Genomic DNA, 18600 nt, shown 5'->3' with positions numbered 1-18600 from the left:
ATTTCAACGCCACACGCAAAGGGCCGCACGTGGTTCGACTCCCGCGCCGACGAACCGCGTCGCGCGCTGCGCATCGTGATCAACACGAGCGAGCGCGCGGCAACTGATTTAAGCGTTGAATAAAAGCGAAAGTCAGCTCAAGCACTACCGATCACGGCAAAATTTCCAGATGGTTCGATGCGCCGGAAAAATCGCTGTTGAGTGTGATCCACAGCTCCTGCGCATCGCTGCGCATCGAAGGGAAATAATCCTGATCGATCACCAGCACGGTGCCATTCAAACGCACGGTAGTAGGGTACGCACCGCTGTAATTGCTGACGATCAGCAACGGCTTTTTCAGCGTGCCGGTGGCGACCGCGATATTGGCATCGAGCTGATTGCCGACCGCGGCCAAAGCCAGCGCGCCACGCACCGCGTTGTATCCGGCCGGCGCATAAGCCACGGTATCGCTGCGATTCACGCCCGCCGGGCCGCTGCTTACCACCGTGCCGATGGCCGCCGTCATGCTGATGCCCTGCACTGTTTCTACTTGCGCTACTTGCGCCTCGACCGGTGCGCTCGAATGCGTGCCGAGCACGACATAGGTCGAGTAACTTTTCTTCGGCCAACCGGGTTGCGTGGCATCGGGCAGCGGGCCGCCCCAATACGTGCTGCCATGAATGTGATAACTGCTCTGGCCGAGAAATCCGTATTCAGTGCCCCACGCCAGACGCGAATTATTGTTCGACGTACTCGGGCCAAGATTGAAATTGATCGACTGGTACGGCCAATAATCGATGCACGGCATTTTGTACGTCGCGCCTTGGCAGTTCGCACCGACGGTGACGCTGGTCTTGTTCCACATCGCAGTGACATTGAAATAACCGCCGGCGTCCTGCTGCACGATGTTCTGCGATTGCACCACGCCCATCGTGGCGTTGTTCGTGACCAGCCAGAGTTTGACGTACGGCACGGTGTTCGGCGTGTTCCAGGTCCACGCACTATTCAACGTCACCGGCGCCGTTGTGCTGGTGAATTTGTAACGATCGCCCCACGCCACACCGTCGATATCGGTGGAACCGTCGCCATCGATATTGAGCTCGCCATACGGCGCACGCGAATCGTCTTCGAGGTAGTTGGCCGCGACCGCGGACATGTCATGCGTGATCGCCCACAATGGATGATCGTGGCCGGTGGAAAAAACCCAGTCGATCGTGACCGGCACGAGTATCGTCTGCGCTGGTCCGGCTGGCGAGCAGTTGTGCGTGTAGTTCTGGGTGAAGCGAAAAATCGCATGATGGCGACCTTCGAACACACGCTGGAATGCACCCGGAATACTATAGCCGAGCGGCGAATCATCGCCATTACAAAACTGATTTTTGGAGTGCGATACCACATAACCGAAGCCGCCATAACCGCCGTTGCCGTAAGTCGTGACGTCCGCGATGCGCGTCGAGTTGTCAGGCAGTTGATAGCGGAATTCGCGCAACGCGCCACCGCGGTTTTGATACGTACCGGCGTTCGGACCAGACTGGCCGTCGTTGTGCGCGAGCACTGCCACGCGCGGTTTGTTGCCGCTGTCGCGCCACGTGAAACGATCGCTGACCATCGCCGCCACCGTCACGTCGTGCTCGATCAGCATGCCGTTGCTGGCCGGCGCAATCACCGTGCTCTCGAAGTTATTGCTGAAAATATGATCGACCACCGCGGTCTGCAACGCGACATCATCGAGATACAAAACGGGTTGCGCCCCGGATACATCACTCTGCAAATCGATGCGATCAAAACCGCCGCTGTAGGATAACGGGGGTTGCGTAAAATTCACCGTGACTTCGCGCCACGCATTCGCCCCGATCGCGCCGCCACTGACGTAGCTATCCAGCACCGCGTTGGCGACGAGGCTGTTGTTGAGCTGCAGATCCAGTCGCACATGCTGGCCACCGCTGCTGCCGCCATGCACCCAGAAATGCAGCAGCGGGTATTGCGCCGTATTTAGCGCCTGCGTTTCGTGATCGAACGAAACGGCATTGAAATTGTTGCCGGTAAAGGCGATCGAATTCGTGCCCGAATGCAACGGCGTGGTCGCGGTGAAATTGCTGCCGCCGCCGTAGGAATAATCCTCAAAGCTGTTCTGCAAAGTATCCGTATAAATGCTGAAGTCGGTCGCTTGCGCGTGCGCCGAGATGCCGAACAATGCTATGGCGATGGAATATCGGCTCAGCTTGCAAAATCGCTTCATGGTTTTTCCTCGGCCTGCAGACGGCTGTCGATTTGGTATTCGTGTCGAATCTACTCAACCGGAAGTCAGCGTTCAGATATTCCCCATTCTGGCGAATGCGGAACCTCTGCGTTGACTCTGCTGCAAAACGTAACACGAGGAGACGACGGTTTCGTTCCAACGAATGTCTTTTTTTCTTCCTATTTTTTTCCGACTGCCAGAAATCACTCTGTCTGCAGCAACAAGAGCTCACCGCATGTCTGGCTTTGAGAAAACAAAAAACTCCCGGCTCTTGCGAACCGGGAGTTCATTTTTCTTGGCGTTTTTATCTGCCCTCCTCAGCGAAGGCGGACATTCCGATCAAACATGATCCACTTACGGCGTGTAGCTGCCGAGCAGGGACACGCCTGTGTAGGTCGAATACGCATTGATCTTGATGTGATACGTATTGCCCGCCGTCAGAGCGCAGCTTTCGTTGTTACCGATCACGTACGGACGGCAGCTGTAGCTGCTCAGGGTCGGCGCTGCACCGTTCTGCACATACATGTCCGCATCACCGGTGCCACCGGAAATCTTCACGGTCGCAGCGGTAGCACCCGCGGGAACGGTGAAGGTGTAATCGGCCGTGAGCACACCGGTCGCACCGGACAAACCGGTCACAGCCACGCCATTCGTCAGCACATTACCGCCACCACCGCCACCGCCGGCGGTGTACTTGCCGATCAGGCTCACACCGGTATAAGCGGCATACCCATTGATCTTGATGTGATAAGTATTGCCCGCCGTCAGCGCGCAGCTTTCGCCATTGCCCGAGACATACGGGCGGCAACTGTAGCTGCTCAGGGTTGGTGCAGCACCGTTCTGCACATACATGTCGGCATCGCCCGTACCGCCGGAAATGGCTACGGTGGCTGCAGTGGCACCGGCAGGAACGGTGAAGGTGTAATCGGCCGAGAGCACACCGGTCGCACCGGACAAACCGGTCACAGCCACGCCATTCGTCAGCACATTACCGCCGCCACCGCCTGCCGCGTTCACGGTCAGCGCGAGGCTGGTCGTGTGCGAGAGCGAACCGGAAGTACCGGTGATGGTGATCGTGGCCGAACCCGTGGTCGCCGTGGCGCTGGCGGTCAAGGTCAGGGTGCTGGTGCTGGTGGTGCTGACTGGGCTGAACGATGCGGTCACGCCGGAAGGCAGGCCCGATGCGGTCAGGGCGACACTACCGGTGAAGCCACCGGAATCGGTCACGCTGATGGTGCTGGTGGCGTTGGCGCCCTGGGTCACGCTGGCGCTGCCGGGGGCATCGGACAGGGTGAAGTTCGGCGTGGGCGAACCATTGACAGTCAGCGCGAGGCTGGTCGTGTGCGAGAGCGAACCGGAAGTACCGGTGATGGTGACCGTGGCCGGGCCCGTGGTCGCCGTGGCGCTGGCGGTCAAGGTCAGGGTGCTGGTGCTGGTGGTGCTGGCCGGGCTGAACGACGCGGTCACACCGGAAGGCAGGCCCGATGCGGTCAGTGCGACACTACCGGTGAAGCCACCGGAATCGGTCACGCTGATCGTGCTGGTGGCGCTGGCGCCCTGGGTCACGCTGGCGCTGCCAGGGGCATCGGACAGGGTGAAATCCGGTGTAACGGTGCCACCGATATCGTTAACGGCCTTGCTCAAGATGATGCTGCCGAAACCGGTCGTGAAATCCCAATCCGCTTTGGCGGTTTCACCGTTGTTGTTGCCAGAGGTCACATCATGGAAATCGGCAGCCGGCAATTGATACAGCAGCGGTGCAGCAAAACCGAGATTGCCTTTGGCTGCTAGCAAACGCATCCACGCGCCGACGAAAATCGGCGAGGACAAACTGGTGCCGCCGTAAGTGGCGTTGGCGCCGTTGACGATGATCTTGGCGCCCGAGTTCGGGTCGGCTTCAAACGCAATATCCGGCACGCCGCGGAAATTGCCGGGCACGATTGCCGCTGTCTGCCAGCTTGGTTTAGTCTCGAACGTGCTCGGGCTACCGCCGGTGGCGCCACCGGTCGCGCGCGTCACGCCATTGTTCCACACCACTTCGCTGGACCATGCGGCGCCAGCGCCGGTGCCGGCGTTCAGCGTAGTGCCGCCGACCGCAACCACATAACGCGAGGATGCCGGCCATGACGGCACGACGCCTTGACCACCGCCGTTGCATTCGTCCGCGCCGGAGTCACCGCTGGAAATCGAAAAGGTCTGTCCCTGGGCGATTGCCTGTTGGAAGGTTTGATCATTCGCGGCGGCAGAGCCATCGCCCTGCGCAGCGGTTTCGCAAATACCGATCGAAACGTTGATGACCTTGACCTGATTGTCTGCCACGGCCTTGTTGTAACCGGCGCTCAGGCTGGCATTCGTCAGCGTGGGGACGTTGTAGAAAATGATTTTCTGCACGGCGCCGCCGGCCATGCCGACGATGTCCTGGCTATCCAGATCCCACTCGCCGACACCCGCGGTATCGGTGCTGGTGCTGCCGACGGTAACTACTTGCGTGGCAACGGTCGCCATGCTGTGCTGGCTGGTGAACGTATTCAGATCGGTCAGCGATTGCGTGATCTTGCCCTGGCTGATAATGCCGACCGGAATCGATGATGCGACCGGCAAGCCGCTCGCGCCATAAATGTAGGGCCAATCGGTCGGATCATGGCCGCTGATCGCATTGATCTGCGCGCTCTTCACCAACATCGTATGCGCGACATGCACGGTTTGCAGGCCGAGCACCGCGAGCACGGTATCCTGCAAGGCTGCGGGAATATGCACCGCATCGGTATTGGCAAAAGCATCACGACCGTCACTGGTCTGGATGCGCGCGAACGAGGTCTGGAACGCGGTTTGCGCGATGTCGGCGCTGCCGTCGGCAGAAATCATCATGTGATTCGCCGCGACTTCGATATTCTTGAAACCCGCGCTTTCGAGGAAACTCACGACACGTTGAACCTGATCCGCGGTGGGTGCGTGACTGGCGACAAATTCATCGCTCGACATCACCTGCGGCTGGGTCAGCAGCATGTTCGGATGCATCGCCGACTCGACAAAACTTTCGAGCACTTCGCGATTGCGCATCTTCAGCGATACCTGAATATGCATCGGCGTGGTGAACGGCAACAGGCCGTTGATCACATCGCCATTGCGCAAAGCAGTGGCGCCCGCGACGGTGGTGACATTGTTGTTTGCGATCGACGCAAAACCGGTTTCGCTAGCGCTTACCGAAGTCGAGGCCAGTGCCGCGATAACGGTGGATACCAGCACGGATTGGGTTAAAACGGTTGCCTTGCGGCGCAGTGTTACGAATGTTGACAATGACACGAGATTACCTCCAACAAATGGTGTGGATGGAATGCCGCTGCTGCGGTTCCACGGTTTTATTCCTACACTTCGAAGTCCCTTCTCTCTTGCGTCTTGCACTCGCGCACTGACTGATCCGCTCGACCGGCCGGCGCTGCCGTCAACAAGACGGCAAGGACGCTGTCGTTACGAAAACGGCGTACCAATCAGGTTTCTGTCCGTGGGATTGCCTAGCTCCTCACTATGAAACGCAGTACGATCGGGTTACCCGCCATATTTTTTGTAACATCCGTGTGCAGTGACCCGGCACCGGCTGAGAACAAGCGTTTTTGGCTTCGCTTGCGGCTCTGGCATGCTGGTGCGAGGCGAGCACACAGCACCGATGCTCAGGAATTGCCGAATCGTGTCCGTACTTTCTTCGAGATCGTTTCCATGAGCGAAATCACCGTGCTGCTGGATCGCGCCCGCGGTGGCGATCACGACGCCTGGAACGCCGTGATCGAGTTGCTTTACGAAGACCTGAAACGGCTCGCGCGCGCGCGCGGCGATGGTTCCGACGGCACCTTGAGCGCGACTGGATTGGTGAACGAGTGCTACATGCGCCTGGCCCAGGCCGGCAGCGAAAAAGACATCATCGATCGCGGTCATTTTCTCGCGCTCGCGGCAAGAGTGATGCGCCAGGTGGTAATCGGCCACGCGCGCAAACGCCTCGCCGACAAACGCGGCGGTCACGATGAGCGCGTCACGCTATCGGCACTCGATAGCAGCGCCGATATCGAAGCCGGCAACCTGATCAGCATCGACGCTGCGCTCGAACATCTGGCGACGATCGATGCACGTTATGTGCAACTGGTCGAATGCCGCGTGTTCGGCGGACTGAGCGAAGAAGAGACCGCGCTCGCGATCGATTTGCCGTTGCGCAGCACGCAACGGCTGTGGCACAAGGCACGCGAATCGCTGCGCCGCCTGCTCGATCGTTGAGATTACGCTGCAGCGCGTCTCGACTCGACCTGCTGTTCGCGGGAATATGTTGTGTATGCGATTCGCTGCTCGTCGGCAACACGGCATTGACGTTCATCGTATAGCTGGCTGAACTCGTCGTCGCAGGGCATTGGAAATTTCGTTGGCACATGCCACGAATTCATGCTGCTGCAGCTTTCGTCGCATTCCGCCCAAGGACACCGTCGTTTGAATATCGATGACCTGCTCGACCCCGGAAGCCTGTTCAAAAGCGCACTGTTCGGCACGCTGCTGCGCGACCATGTAGACAGTGCCGAGCTGGCGCCGGGCACACGCGTCGGGCCGTATCGGATCGAGCGCGCGCTGGGTCGCGGCGGCATGGGCATCGTTTATCTGGGCATTCGCGCGGACGGCCAATTCGAGCAGCGCGTCGCGATAAAATTTCTCGCGCGACGGGTGATGGCATCGCAAATACATGATGATTTTCGCCGCGAGCGGCAGATCCTCGCATCGCTCAATCACGCTCATATCGCGCACCTGCTCGACGGTGGCGTGATGGACGATGGCCGGCTGTGGTTTGCGGTCGAGCTGATCGAAGGGTTGCCGATCGACAGGCATTGCATCGAGAAAAAACTCGGACTGCGCGATCGCGTGGCGCTGATGATTCCAGTGATCGCAGCCGTGCAGCACGCGCATTCGCGGCTGCTTCTCCATCGCGACATCAAGCCCGACAATGTGCTGGTCGGCAAGGAAAGCGGCGCCAAGTTGCTCGACTTTGGCGTGGCCGCTTTCATCGATGAAAACGACGCGGCAACCGCGTACACGCCGGGCTACGCCAGCCCCGAGCAACTCGCCGGCGAGCGCATCGGCACGTCATCCGACATCTGGCAACTCGGCAACCTTTTGCGTGTGGTGGCGAGCGCACATGCCGAGGGCGAAGTGCCGCCGCGCATTCCGGTGGATCTGCAGGCGATCATCAGCCGCGCGTGCGCGCCACGAATCGCACATCGTTATCACACGGCACAGGGTTTGCACGACGAACTCGGGCGTTTTCTCGACCATCTGCCGGTGCGCGCGCGCGATGCGACGTTCCGCTATCGATTCGCACGATTCGCGCGGCGCCATCCGTTCAGCATCGCCATCAGTGCGCTTGCCGCGATGCTGTTGGCAGGTGTAATCGCAGTGGATTGGCGCCTCGATAGTGCGCGTACAAACGCGCAGGAAGAACATGCATTGACTGCGCTGGTGACGCGTTTTCTCACCAATGATCTGATCGGTGAAGCCGATCCATTTGGTGGCGGCGCGCACGCAGTGGTCAATCTCGGCAATATGTTGAGCAAGGCGTCGGAGCGTTCCGCCATTACCTTTGCGAAACACCCGCATCTCGCCAGCGAAGTGGATCGCGCGATCGCCGATGCACTCCAAGGACTTTCGCGCTATCCCGATGCGCGCAAGATCACGCAACGCGGTCTGTCGCGACTCGATCCGGCAAATCCGGAAAATTTCGATCTGATCATTTCGCTCAAGGTATTGAACGCGGAGCTGACGCTCGACGCGGGAAACACGGTCGACAGTCGCCGCGAACTCGACGAACTGCATGCGCAAGTGGTCAAAACCCGCGGCGAGTTGGCGCCGCTCGCGCTGCACATCCAGAGTGCGATCGGATTGAGCTACAGCATCGAATCGAAGCTGGTCGAATGCGAGCAAGTGATGCGCCCGGTGGTGGCGCATGCGCACGAACTGCAACCGATCGATTCATTACTCGCATTCAGCGTGCTGGCGCAATGTTCGGCTCGCCTCGGTCATTACGACGAGGCGCTGAGAATGATCAACGCCCAACTGCGATCGACGATCGCGCTGTATGGTGAAGCCGATCCGCGCACGCTGATCGCGCGCGACGTGAAGCTCACGGTGGCGGTCGAGAGCGGTGACTACGCCAATGCAGTCATCGATGCGCGTGCATTGATCGAAAAAATGCGCACGGCGATCGGATCGGATCAAGATGTCACCGCCGGTGTACTCAGCGACGCCGGGGTTACCGCGATATGCGCCGGTTACTATGACGAAGCCATCGTTTATCTCGAAGAATCGAAAAAAGTGCACGGCAAAAATGACGGCGAAAGGAGTCTGCTGGTGGCGAAGAACCTCGTCAGCGAAGGTCTTGCGTACAAACGTTTGGGCGATCTGCAAGCCGCCGAGCACGCATTCGAGCTGGGCGCGGCGATCCTGAAAGAACATCCCGACGATAACGGGGTGCAGACCGCGCTACTGAAAAATCGCGGCGAGTTGCGGCTGGCGCAAAATCGCTATAACGAAGCCGCAGCGGATCTCGGTGAAGCGCTCGATTACGCGCGAAAAATCAATGCTGAGGATCATCCGCGCGTGGCCACAATCAAGCTCGGGCTTGCCGCCGCGCTGGCGCATCTCGGCCAGAATGAAGCGGCGCGCAGTCTGATGACCGAAGCAGCACCGGTGATGGAAGGCCGGCCATCGTGCTGGCAACCGTTGCTTGACGCGGCACACGAGGTGCTGCCGACGGTCGGCGTTTCACCCAGGCAATAGCGCGTTCATGCGGAGTGTGGGGGGCGGGCTTCCACCGTGCTGAACAATCGTCAGCACCGTTGTTTCGGCGGTTTTTCCGCGCGTTGAACCGCGCAGAATCTTGGCGCTCATGAAGTGCTCATGCAACGCTCAAGTTTCTCAAGCACGAACTGCTTATCGTTGCGGCTGACGATCTGGCCTGGCCAGCGTGGCACTCAACCAGCAGGGAAATCCGATGAAACTCCGCAACGTCCGCACCACTTTTTTGCTCCTGATCGCAGGCTTTTGCTCGCTGGCCCACGCGGCCATCCCGCTCACCGAGCGCAACGTATTGTTGAACCTCTACACCAGCACCAACGGTGCCAGTTGGATTGATCACACCGGCTGGAACGGCGCCAGCGGCACCGAATGCAGTTGGTTCGGCATCACCTGTGACGGTAGCTCGTCGCACGTGACGGGCATCTCGCTCGGCATCAACAACCTGACCGGCAGCTTGCCCGCGCTGGATGGCTTGACCAATCTGTCGGTGCTTGAGTTGCAAGCAGATCAGCTAACCGGTTCGATTCCCGCACTGACCAGCTTGACCGCGCTGACCGAGGTTGCCATTTACGGCAATCACTTCACGGGTTCAATTCCGTTGCTCACCGGATTGACCCATCTGCTTATTTTCGACGCGGATAGCAACCAGCTCACGGGCTCGATTCCACCTCTCACCGGCTTGAATAATCTGTTGGGTTTTGTGGCGTATTCGAACCAGTTGACCGGCCCGCTGCCGACGCTGACCGGGCTGACCAATCTGAACACCTTCATTGTGCGATCAAATCAGCTCACGGGTCCGATTCCCTCGCTAACCGGAGTGACCGGCATGAACAATTTTGATGTTGGCTCGAATCAGCTGACGGGCTCGCTGCCAAGCCTCGCCGGACTCGGCACGCTCAACTATTTTCGCGTCGGCGGCAATCATCTGAGCGGCACCTTGCCCGCCGCCGCAGCCACCTTGACTGCCGGCGGATCGACTCTGTGTGCCAACGATTTCCCCGAATCGAGCTATGTCGATAACTCCACCTGGGATACCGCGACCGGCGTGGCGCTCTGGTATACGCCGTGTAACAAGATATTCGCGAACGGGTTCCAATAAAGTATTCAGCCGAAATGTTGAATCTACCTGACACGAGATTAGCGGCGGTCGCGGCCCAGCCGAAACCGCCGCGATCGCTTAGCCGCCAGTTACGGTAAAGACTGAAGACTTCATGTCCTTGTCTTCGCCGCTTTCCACCAGCATGTGCAATTCGATCCTGTACTTGCCGGCCGGCCAACCCGCATCTGGCGGAGACAGGTCGTAACTGCTGTTGCCATCGCTTGGCAGCTCGAAGGATTTGTCGAGCGCAGCGATCAGGAAATTATCCGGTTGCCCCGCCACTTTTTCCGCAATCAGATGCCACTGCAAGGTGACCTTGCCCGAGACGTTCGACACCACACCTTTTGCATAAACGGTGTCGTGCACGCCGAAAGTGCTGGCCTCGGTAGAGCTGTCTTTCTCTTTGCTGACGATCAGGCTGCTGAGATGCGAGGTGGTGAAGCTCACACTGCAGGCGGTTATCAGCAGCAGCATGGCGCTGGCGAGCATTAACTTTAAGGCATTTTTCCGATTCACAATCTTTCCCCCTGAGTGATTTGACAAGTACGATGTCGTACCGAATCGCTGATGCAAAAAGCATTTCAGCACGCTGCATAGTGCCGACGATGCAGCGCTTGAGCAAGCACGAAAATCGATAGCAGCATGAGGTAAGGTCGGCCCCGATTTCTGCGACCCGCGGTCCAGCAAGGAGGACTATAAGCACAGATAGCGATAAAAGCAGTCGTCACGAATTTCTGCGCCGGATCACAACCGGCATTGCTTGCGGCGGCAGCGCGAGGATGACTACGACGCTAACGTTGATCGCCACGATATTGGCATCCTCGGCCAATAGCCGCCAAGCGAGAGCGCAGTCAGGGGCGGACGCATTTATGGCGACTATCCATCACTCGCAATCAATGGTCCGCAACTCATCGAACGCCGGCTGGTGCCCACTACATCGTGGGATCAACTCGCCGCGACGCTCGGCAAATGGCTGGATATCGGCAGCATATATACGATTTTTCCGAACCTTGCATTTTTTTCGCCGCACGATCCGGGCTTTTTTGATAGCTGACGATTGACTTGGCAAACACGTCGATGCGGGGCGACATTGCGCTCGCGATCAATTCGCCGAATCGGTCACGTCCGCGCATAACCGCCAGGTTTTTCCGTCGTAGCGCCACATACGTTCGTAAACTCCGCGCCCGGCATTTTCCGGCGTATCGCTGCCTCCGAGCGTGTAGCCGAGATCGCCGCTGCGCGAAATGCCAGCGGCGCGGCGCGGTGCCGAACCGATTCCCGCTTTAGCCTCTTTCAGCACATCCGGAATGACACCCGGCGCAGGTATTGCGCCATCGCGCAGCAGCAAAACATCATCAGTGGAAAAACGTTGGTAGGCCGTGACAATATCCGCTCCCTGCAACGCCAACCGCAACGCATCGTCGGTTTTTTCAAGTGCGCGCAATCGTTGTGCATGGCTATCCGCAGAAAGATCGGCAACCGATTCGACGTGGTTGTTGCGCGGTTGTAAATCCACATCTAATGCAACCTTGGCATGGCTCGCGCCGTGGTCCGCGAGAACTTCCCAGCGGCCTTGCGTATTACGCTGCCAGACCGTCATGAAATGACCGTAGGCATCGATCGTCTTGTCGCCGCGCTCGGCGCTGAGATGCCACGGCCCCATCGACAGACCCAGATCACCCGCCGCTGACACCTCCAGATATTGCGGCCCCCACAATAGTCGCGTGTTTTTTTTCGGTTGTTTGCGCAGCCACTCGCGCGCCGCAACCGGATAAGGTCGAAATATCCAGCTGTCGGCGGCAAAGTGTTTGAGGAATGCCGGATTCACGCCGAGCGCGATGCCATCGGCGGCAAAGTCGCGCTCCGCTGCGGCCAGTTCGTCGGTCGGTTTGGTGGCCGGCGATACAAGAAAAAACATGCTCAGCAATAGTGCCAATGGATGCATCAGTATTTCCTTTCTTGAATATGCTGACGGTTGAATTGTTGCGAGAGAAAACAGGAACTGCGCCGCGCAAGCGACCCAGCTCCTGTTTCGCACGATCAGAATTTCACGTTGATCCGCGCCCAGTAATAGCGACCGATCGTGTCGTAGGTATTGACGTCGACATTCGCATTCAGCACGGTGTTGGCGTAGTAGATCGTCGGCTGTTTATCGGCGACATTGTCAATACCGATATCGATACGCGTGTTCAGCGGCACGATGTTGTAGCCGAACGTCAGGTTGTTCTGCGCCCACGCGCCGACATGGCCGATCAGCGGTACTTTCTCGCCGCCGATGTAACGCACGCTCCAGCCCGCAGAGAACGGTCCGTTGCTCCAGCCGAGATTGCCCAGGCCACGCCAACGCGCGATGTTGCCGAACTGCGGATCGAACGTGCCGGCAGCATGATCGGCCACGGTGGTGGTGGTGCCGTCGCCGTTTTTCACCGTCAGCGTGTTGTCGTATTGCGCGGTGTAGGTCGTATCAAGGCCAAGGGTAAATTTGCCGAATGGCGTTTCCGGAAGGCGATATTTCAAGCCGAAATCCACGCCGCGTGTATCCAGCCGACCGAAGTTCTGGATATAGGTATTGATCTGCTGGATCTTGCCGTTGCCGAAGGTGATGTTATTGCAGAACGGGCTCGTGGAATTTGCCGCACAGAAGCCGGCGATGGTTTGTCCGGTCGGACGCGTGATGTTGTCCTGCAGATATACACGCCACAAATCGACGTTCACAGAAAGCCCCTCGATCCAGTGCGGATCGTAGACGATGCCGAAATCGAACGACTTGCCGACTTCCGGATTCAGCGGCTTGCCCAATACCGATGCGCCGGCAAAAAATGTCTGTACCTGAGTGCCGTTCTTCGAGCCGAATCCGGGCACCTGCGTGGTGCTGCCGGGCAGCAGCGGCGGCGTGTAATTGTCGAACGAATCAGTCAAGCCGGTGAACAGCTCGGCGATATTCGGCGCGCGAAATACCTGCGATACCGTGCCACGCAACATCAGATCCTCGAGCGGGCGATATTCCAGCGCCGCCTTCCAGTTGCTGGTCGAACCGAAGGTGTTGTAGTCCGAATAACGCTCGCCGAGATCGAGGTTCACGCTGTGCACCAGCGGCAAATCCTTGAGCAACGGAATCAGCACTTCGGCATACACTTCCTTGACGCTGAAGCCGCCCTGGAACGGCGTGGCGCAGGCGGAAATCTGCACCGCGCAATTGCCGTTGGCCGGATTCGCGCGGGTGATGTAGTCGACCGCGATGTTGGTGTATTCCTTGCGATACGACGCCCCCGCAGCGAGGCTGACGGTACCGGCCGGCAGATCGAACAAGTTGCCGTTGAGATTGAATTCGGCCTGACGAAATGTGGACAGGATATTCAGGAACGGATCGGCGGCATATTGCTTCAGAATCTTCGCGGTGTTCGGATCGGTCTGATCAAAAATGTTGATGCAGCCGCCCTTGGCCGTGCTGCCCGGAATGCAGTTCGCCGAGAACGAACCACTCGCGGCCAGATCACCCGATGCCAGCGAGCCTGGACTCTGCCGCAGCACGCTGTTGTGGCCATAATTCAGATTGGCATCCCACTGCCACGAGGTATCGCTCAATGCACCCTTCAGACCAGCGATTACCTGATCGGTGACCGTGGTGAACTTGATGATACGCGGGCCGAGTGCGGTCAGGCGGATGGCCAGATCGTTGGCGCCGTTGCTCACGGTGCCGTCCGGATTCCGATAGCCGACATTCACGCCGAACGGATTGTACGGCTGGTTCGCATCCAGCGTGATTTGCGCCGAATACAAATCTAGGGGGAGCGGTGCGAGTTGCGCTTCCGATGTCGTCTTGTTGTGGAAAATACTCAGGTACGCCTCGACACTGTCGCTGAGTTTGTAGTTGCCCAGCACGTAGGCATTGGTGCGTTCCTGCGGCGTGTAGATCAGGTTGATCGCCTGATAATTGTAGGTATCCTGCGCATCGCTGAAACAGCGGAAATGCGCCGGGATTCCATCCGCACCACCACCGGGCGCGCCCGCATCAAACGTGCCGCCTGGCGTATTTCCAGCCAGCGCAGATGGCGCGCAGTTGCCGAACTGCGGCGCCGAGATAAACCCCGACGGCGACGCCACCGAACCACCTTTCAGTACCGCGCCGGTTTTGGCGGTGTAGGTGAGCGAATATTTTCCGTAATCGCGGTTGCCGGAAAGAATGCCGTCGAACTTGTTGTAGTCGATACCGCCGACGACGCTGCCCTTGTCCGAGGTCTGGCCGAAGGTAAGATTGAACGCCTTGCGCTCGCCGTCGTCGCGATCGGAAATTCCATAACTGCTGGTCAGTTCGGCGCCCTGATAATTCGAGCGCATGATGAAGTTGACGACCCCGCCGATCGCATCCGAGCCGTACACCGCCGATGCGCCATCGGTCAGCACCTCGATGCGCTCCACGAGATTGCTCGGAATGGTATTGATGTCGGCGTTGACCACACGATGGCCATTCATCAGGATCAAGGTGCGGTTGGTGCCAAGCCCACGCAGCGACACGAACGACCCGCCCGAACCGCCGCCGTTATTCACCGCCGGGTTTCCGGCAGCACCGGAAATGCTCGGCAGTTGCTGCACTAGATCGCCGACGGTGAGCTTGCCGCTTTTTTCGATCGCGGCGCGATCAACGGTAAGTACCGGACTGGCAGTTTCGACATCCACGCGGCGGATACGCGACCCGGTGACTTCAATGGTTTCGAGTTTCTGCGAAGGTGCGCTGGATTCTGCATCTTGAGCGAGCGCGTTGATCGGTGCGATCGAAAGAAAGGCGGGAAGTGCAAACAAGGCAGTGTAACTACGGCGCGAGTGCAAACCCTGGCGGATCGATCGCGAAAGCGAATTAATGAGCATGATGGTCTCTCCAAATAGTAATGTTCCGGACTTCCCGGCCAGGACAATTTAATTCATGTAAATTATTTGTGAGTAAGGAATATAACCAAACGTTGTGAATGAAATAATTATTTTCTACCGTCGTGCAAAATTCAATATGATTTTCTTCACCACGGTTATTTTTATTACCTATTCAATAATAAAATTTGAAATGATGTAGCTGTCCTCCAACGGGACGACTTTGGACTAGTCGCACTATCCGCACGCAGCGAGCCGCTACCTCGCTGCGTGTTTCCAGAATCAATCTTGCTGAGGGGAAAATATCAGGCGAGAACAAAGATATATGGCACGGCAAATACTTGAAATCCTGAAGAAATTAGGGGATGAACGATAACTATCGAGGCGGCATGCGTTCCAACGACGCGAGCTGCCGCCTGTAATTAAGACATGCGCAAACTACTGGCGCAAAGAAGTTCGGAATTCCGAAGCGGTTCCACCAGAATGGATTTTAAATGCCCGCGAAAAACTCGTCCTGTTTTCAAAACCGCTGATCCGCGATACTTCACTAATATCCATTTCGGTATCTCGAATCAGGCGCTGCGCATACTCCACGCGAACACGCAACAAACTCGCGTATGGCGTCTCTCCAAAAACCAGTCTGAAAAGCCGAATCAGTTGATTTGCCGAATAATTGGTCAGTTTGCCAAGTGTTGTTATGTCGATACCTCGCGAAGGACTCGTTTGAATCAGGTGCCGGGCACGCTGCAATCGCAGAAAAATCTGGCTCCGACGCGCGACCGAAGATCCGGGACAGCGTTGCAGCAACGGCAAAAAACATTGTTGCATCTGCATCATCATCTGACCGAAATGTTCGCTTGCACGCGAGTCTGTTGTGTCGGCGCGATCCAGCAAGCGCCGTACCAATTGAAGCAACGCCAACCTAGAACCCACTGGCATGACGTGGTTAGCCGGAAATACGACGGGCAAGGAGCCGATGCTTTCGGAGCACGACGACGTGAGTTGCGCCCATACCGAATGCCTTGCCAAAACCGCAATACTCATCCCACGCATTGGCACGTTGATTTCATGTGTGTAGTCGGGATCGGATGTGTAGACGCTGCCGCGTTTGACGAAGAAACGCGAACCCAGTGCTTCAACCCAGATACCGGAGCTCAACGGACACCACAGTCCGGTCATTCCGGCAGGCACCGATACTCGTGAATGACGTTCGCACAACAACACACGGACGTGATCGCCCTGCTCGCGTGGCAATCCATCCGCCAATGGCGTCACCGAAATGTTTCTGCCTGATGTTATGCGTACAGCTTTGACTTCGATCACGTCGCCCCCGGTCGAGAAAAATATTCAAGCCAGCCTTACCCTATGGCGAGTATCAGAATCCTCGCGCAACCATTCCAGACGGCATGCAGCGCAACGATTGAACGATGCGCCGATCCGTGCACGAATTGCGCCGTGCCGCGTTCTCGTTGCGGCAAAAAAACGCGATACTGTCGCCATGAATTTCTTGCGGTCACATCGACTCGAAAATCCTCGACCAATGCCCGGATGCTCCCGCATGTCTGCGGCACATGCACGCCTGTTTCCGGAATCCGAACCATGTCGATACCGGTAATGCGATTGACCTATCGCCTGTGGTTCTTGTTGCTCGTCGGCAGTCTGTTGCTGGCATTTGGCATCGCCAAAGCGTCGATGGCGTTCGACGATATTTATTCGTACCTGATCTATCGCGCGGTTTTCACCGTCAGCTGTTTTTGTGCGGCCTGGCCCGTCATGAAATTTTGTCGATGGCTGTGGCATTTCAATTTGAACGCATGGCGCACCGGCTTGATCGCCGCCTGCACGGCGTATGTTTTTGGCATGCTGTGCTCGTTGTGTGCGCTGCTCGCTCAAGTGGCATTTGGCGACGATCTGTACATGCGCAAATTCGAGTGGACGCATGCGTTCAACGGCGCGTACTTTGCGTGGTTCGTGCTTTGCGCAGTGTGCGCGGCGTATTTCGGGCTTCGGCAATACCAGGCGCTGCAGCAGGAACGGCATCGACTTTTTGTCGCCAACGCGCTCGCGCGCGAGGCCGAGTTGCGGGCGTTGCGTTATCAACTGCAGCCGCATTTTCTGTTCAATACACTCAATGCGATTTCGACGCTGGTTCGCGAAGGCGACTCACGCTCGGCGACACGCATGATCACGCGTCTCGCGGAATTCTTACGCGCCACACTCGAAGGCAACGGCGCGCACGAAGTCACGCTCGAAGAGGAAGTCGCGCTGACCCGGCATTACCTCGAAATCGAGAAAGTGCGGTTTGGCACACGGCTGGATATCGACCTGCAGATCGATGTCGATGCGCTACGATTGCGGGTGCCGAATTTGTTGCTGCAACCTCTGGTGGAAAACGCGATACGCCACGGCATTGCGCCATCCACGCACGGTGGAAAAATTACCATTCGTGCGCAACGCGATCACGATATGTTGTGCATTCTCATCATCGATAATGGCCTGGGTTATTCGCAGCATGATGCAACACGGCTCGGCGAAACCAAGGTCGGCATTGGCCTGGAAAATACTCGCGCGAGGCTCGATCGACTTTATCCGCAACGCCATCGCTTGGAAATTTCCTATCCCGAAATTGGCGGTTGTATCGTCAGCATCGAGTTGCCGTGCGACGCGCATCTCCCCGCCGACCACGAACTGCCGCAGATAGAAAACGCATGACTTGCAGAGTGCTCATCATCGACGATGAACCGCTGGCGCGGCGCGGCATCAGCGCACTGCTCGCGGAACACGACGACATGCATATCGTTGGCGAATGCAGCAACGGTTACGAGGCCTTGGCGCGCATCCTGGAGTGCGCGCCCGACCTTGTGTTTCTGGATATCCAGATGCCCGGAATGACTGGGTTCGATGTATTGAATCTGGTGCCGAAGGAAAAAATGCCGCTGACCATTTTTCTCACCGCGTACGATCAGTTTGCGTTGCGCGCGTTCGATATTCACGCGCTGGATTATCTGCTCAAGCCGATCGATGAAGATCGTTTTGTCGATGCGCTGCGCCACGCGCGCAACGCCCTCGCCTTTCGCAGCGAGGATTTTTTTGAACAACGCCTGCGCGCCCTGCTCGCGCAACGCGACAACAGCAATGAGCCGATTCGTTATGCCGACCGTTTTTCAATCCGCACCGGCAGCCGCCTGGTATTTGTAGCCGCGCAGGAGATCGACTGGATCGAAGCGATGGGCGACTACGCGGGTTTGCACACACCGCAGAAAACCCATCTGCTACGAGAATCGCTGAACGAACTGGCCTTGCGTCTCGATCCGAAATTTTTCGTGCGTGTGCATCGCTCGGCCATCGTGCGCATCGATCAAATCGATGAAATGGAAGCCCTCGCAAATCGCGACGCCACATTGCGGCTGAAGAACGGCGCCAGGCTACGTGTCAGCCGGACTTATAGCGAAAAACTCAGACAATTGTTGGGCTAGGATTTATTGCACGGAACATTTCGCTCGTCCGTTGCAATACGTGCTGGTGCGCACAAAAACCCGCGCGGCTTGCACCGCGCGGTTGGCTGGGACGTTGCTCCGGGAAGAACAACGCAACTCCG

General features: G+C 57.8%; 12 protein-coding genes. 6 read left to right on the top strand and 6 right to left on the bottom strand.

The genetic code is table 11. The features are described from left to right. Positions 1-151: 151 nt before the first annotated feature. Positions 152-2218, bottom strand: a complete 2067-nt coding sequence (locus tag ELE36_RS06995) for a hypothetical protein (RefSeq protein ID WP_129832391.1) — start codon at positions 2216-2218, stop codon at positions 152-154. 354 nt (positions 2219-2572) lie between these two features. Then, positions 2573-5521 (bottom strand): pre-peptidase C-terminal domain-containing protein, encoded by a 2949-nt coding sequence (locus tag ELE36_RS06990; RefSeq protein ID WP_165371519.1) that lies wholly within the window; start codon positions 5519-5521, stop codon positions 2573-2575. Positions 5522-5932: 411 nt separating this feature from the next. Here ELE36_RS06990 and ELE36_RS06985 point away from each other — a divergent pair, with 411 nt between their 5' ends. The 3 genes from ELE36_RS06985 (at position 5933) to ELE36_RS06975 (ending at position 10139) form a co-directional block, all read left to right on the top strand. Further along, on the top strand, positions 5933-6481 hold the full coding sequence (locus tag ELE36_RS06985) for an ECF-type sigma factor (RefSeq protein WP_165371518.1): 549 nt from the start codon (positions 5933-5935) through the stop codon (positions 6479-6481). A gap of 162 nt (positions 6482-6643) precedes the next feature. Beyond that, positions 6644-9022 carry a protein kinase domain-containing protein gene (locus ELE36_RS06980; RefSeq protein WP_129832389.1) on the top strand — a complete coding sequence of 793 codons (2379 nt, stop codon included), beginning with the start codon at positions 6644-6646 and terminating at the stop codon, positions 9020-9022. Positions 9023-9236: 214 nt separating this feature from the next. Further along, positions 9237-10139, top strand: coding sequence for a leucine-rich repeat domain-containing protein (locus tag ELE36_RS06975; RefSeq protein ID WP_129832388.1), 903 nt, complete (start codon positions 9237-9239; stop codon positions 10137-10139). 78 nt (positions 10140-10217) lie between these two features. Here the strand turns inward: ELE36_RS06975 and ELE36_RS06970 are convergent, their stop codons facing one another. Continuing rightward, positions 10218-10613: a hypothetical protein gene (locus ELE36_RS06970; protein WP_129832387.1), complete on the bottom strand. Its 396-nt coding sequence runs from the start codon at positions 10611-10613 to the stop codon at positions 10218-10220. 451 nt (positions 10614-11064) lie between these two features. Between ELE36_RS06970 and ELE36_RS20945 the strand changes: the two genes are divergently transcribed. Next, on the top strand, positions 11065-11193 hold the full coding sequence (locus ELE36_RS20945; RefSeq protein WP_277987067.1) for a hypothetical protein: 129 nt from the start codon (positions 11065-11067) through the stop codon (positions 11191-11193). Between the two features lie 48 nt (positions 11194-11241). On the opposite strand, the gene ELE36_RS06965 is transcribed toward ELE36_RS20945, so the two are convergent. From ELE36_RS06965 to ELE36_RS06955, 3 genes are all read right to left on the bottom strand, one after another. Further along, positions 11242-12084 carry a Cif family virulence factor gene (locus tag ELE36_RS06965; RefSeq protein ID WP_129832386.1) on the bottom strand — a complete coding sequence of 281 codons (843 nt, stop codon included), beginning with the start codon at positions 12082-12084 and terminating at the stop codon, positions 11242-11244. 95 nt (positions 12085-12179) lie between these two features. Further along, positions 12180-15005: a TonB-dependent receptor plug domain-containing protein gene (locus ELE36_RS06960; RefSeq protein WP_129832385.1), complete on the bottom strand. Its 2826-nt coding sequence runs from the start codon at positions 15003-15005 to the stop codon at positions 12180-12182. 435 nt (positions 15006-15440) lie between these two features. Continuing rightward, on the bottom strand, positions 15441-16325 hold the full coding sequence (locus ELE36_RS06955) for a helix-turn-helix transcriptional regulator (RefSeq protein WP_129832384.1): 885 nt from the start codon (positions 16323-16325) through the stop codon (positions 15441-15443). Between the two features lie 276 nt (positions 16326-16601). Here ELE36_RS06955 and ELE36_RS06950 point away from each other — a divergent pair, with 276 nt between their 5' ends. Continuing rightward, positions 16602-17714 (top strand): sensor histidine kinase, encoded by a 1113-nt coding sequence (locus ELE36_RS06950; RefSeq protein ID WP_165371517.1) that lies wholly within the window; start codon positions 16602-16604, stop codon positions 17712-17714. Further along, the gene (locus ELE36_RS06945; RefSeq protein WP_129832382.1) at positions 17711-18478 is read left to right on the top strand and encodes a LytR/AlgR family response regulator transcription factor; all 768 of its coding nucleotides are present in this window, start codon (positions 17711-17713) and stop codon (positions 18476-18478) included. Before ELE36_RS06950 ends, ELE36_RS06945 begins: the two co-directional genes overlap by 4 nt. Positions 18479-18600: the final 122 nt, after the last annotated feature.

Source organism: Pseudolysobacter antarcticus, from assembly GCF_004168365.1.
In the GTDB taxonomy this organism is placed as follows: Bacteria; Pseudomonadota; Gammaproteobacteria; order Xanthomonadales; family Rhodanobacteraceae; genus Pseudolysobacter; species Pseudolysobacter antarcticus.
Note: the sequence above shows the minus strand (reverse complement) of the source record. Positions and strands in the feature narration are given on the sequence as shown.

Bases quoted from the DNA above. Each gene is read 5' to 3' on its own strand.
- ELE36_RS06995 (WP_129832391.1), bottom strand. From the start codon at position 2,218: ATGAAGCGATTTTGCAAGCTGAGCCGATATTCCATCGCCATAGCATTG.
- ELE36_RS06975 (WP_129832388.1), top strand. From the start codon at position 9,237: ATGAAACTCCGCAACGTCCGCACCACTTTTTTGCTCCTGATCGCAGGC.
- ELE36_RS06950 (WP_165371517.1), top strand. From the start codon at position 16,602: ATGTCGATACCGGTAATGCGATTGACCTATCGCCTGTGGTTCTTGTTG.
- ELE36_RS06945 (WP_129832382.1), top strand. From the start codon at position 17,711: ATGACTTGCAGAGTGCTCATCATCGACGATGAACCGCTGGCGCGGCGC.
- ELE36_RS06960 (WP_129832385.1), bottom strand. From the start codon at position 15,005: ATGCTCATTAATTCGCTTTCGCGATCGATCCGCCAGGGTTTGCACTCG.
- ELE36_RS06985 (WP_165371518.1), top strand. From the start codon at position 5,933: ATGAGCGAAATCACCGTGCTGCTGGATCGCGCCCGCGGTGGCGATCAC.
- ELE36_RS06970 (WP_129832387.1), bottom strand. From the start codon at position 10,613: ATGCTGCTGCTGATAACCGCCTGCAGTGTGAGCTTCACCACCTCGCAT.
- ELE36_RS06980 (WP_129832389.1), top strand. From the start codon at position 6,644: ATGCTGCTGCAGCTTTCGTCGCATTCCGCCCAAGGACACCGTCGTTTG.
- ELE36_RS06965 (WP_129832386.1), bottom strand. From the start codon at position 12,084: ATGCATCCATTGGCACTATTGCTGAGCATGTTTTTTCTTGTATCGCCG.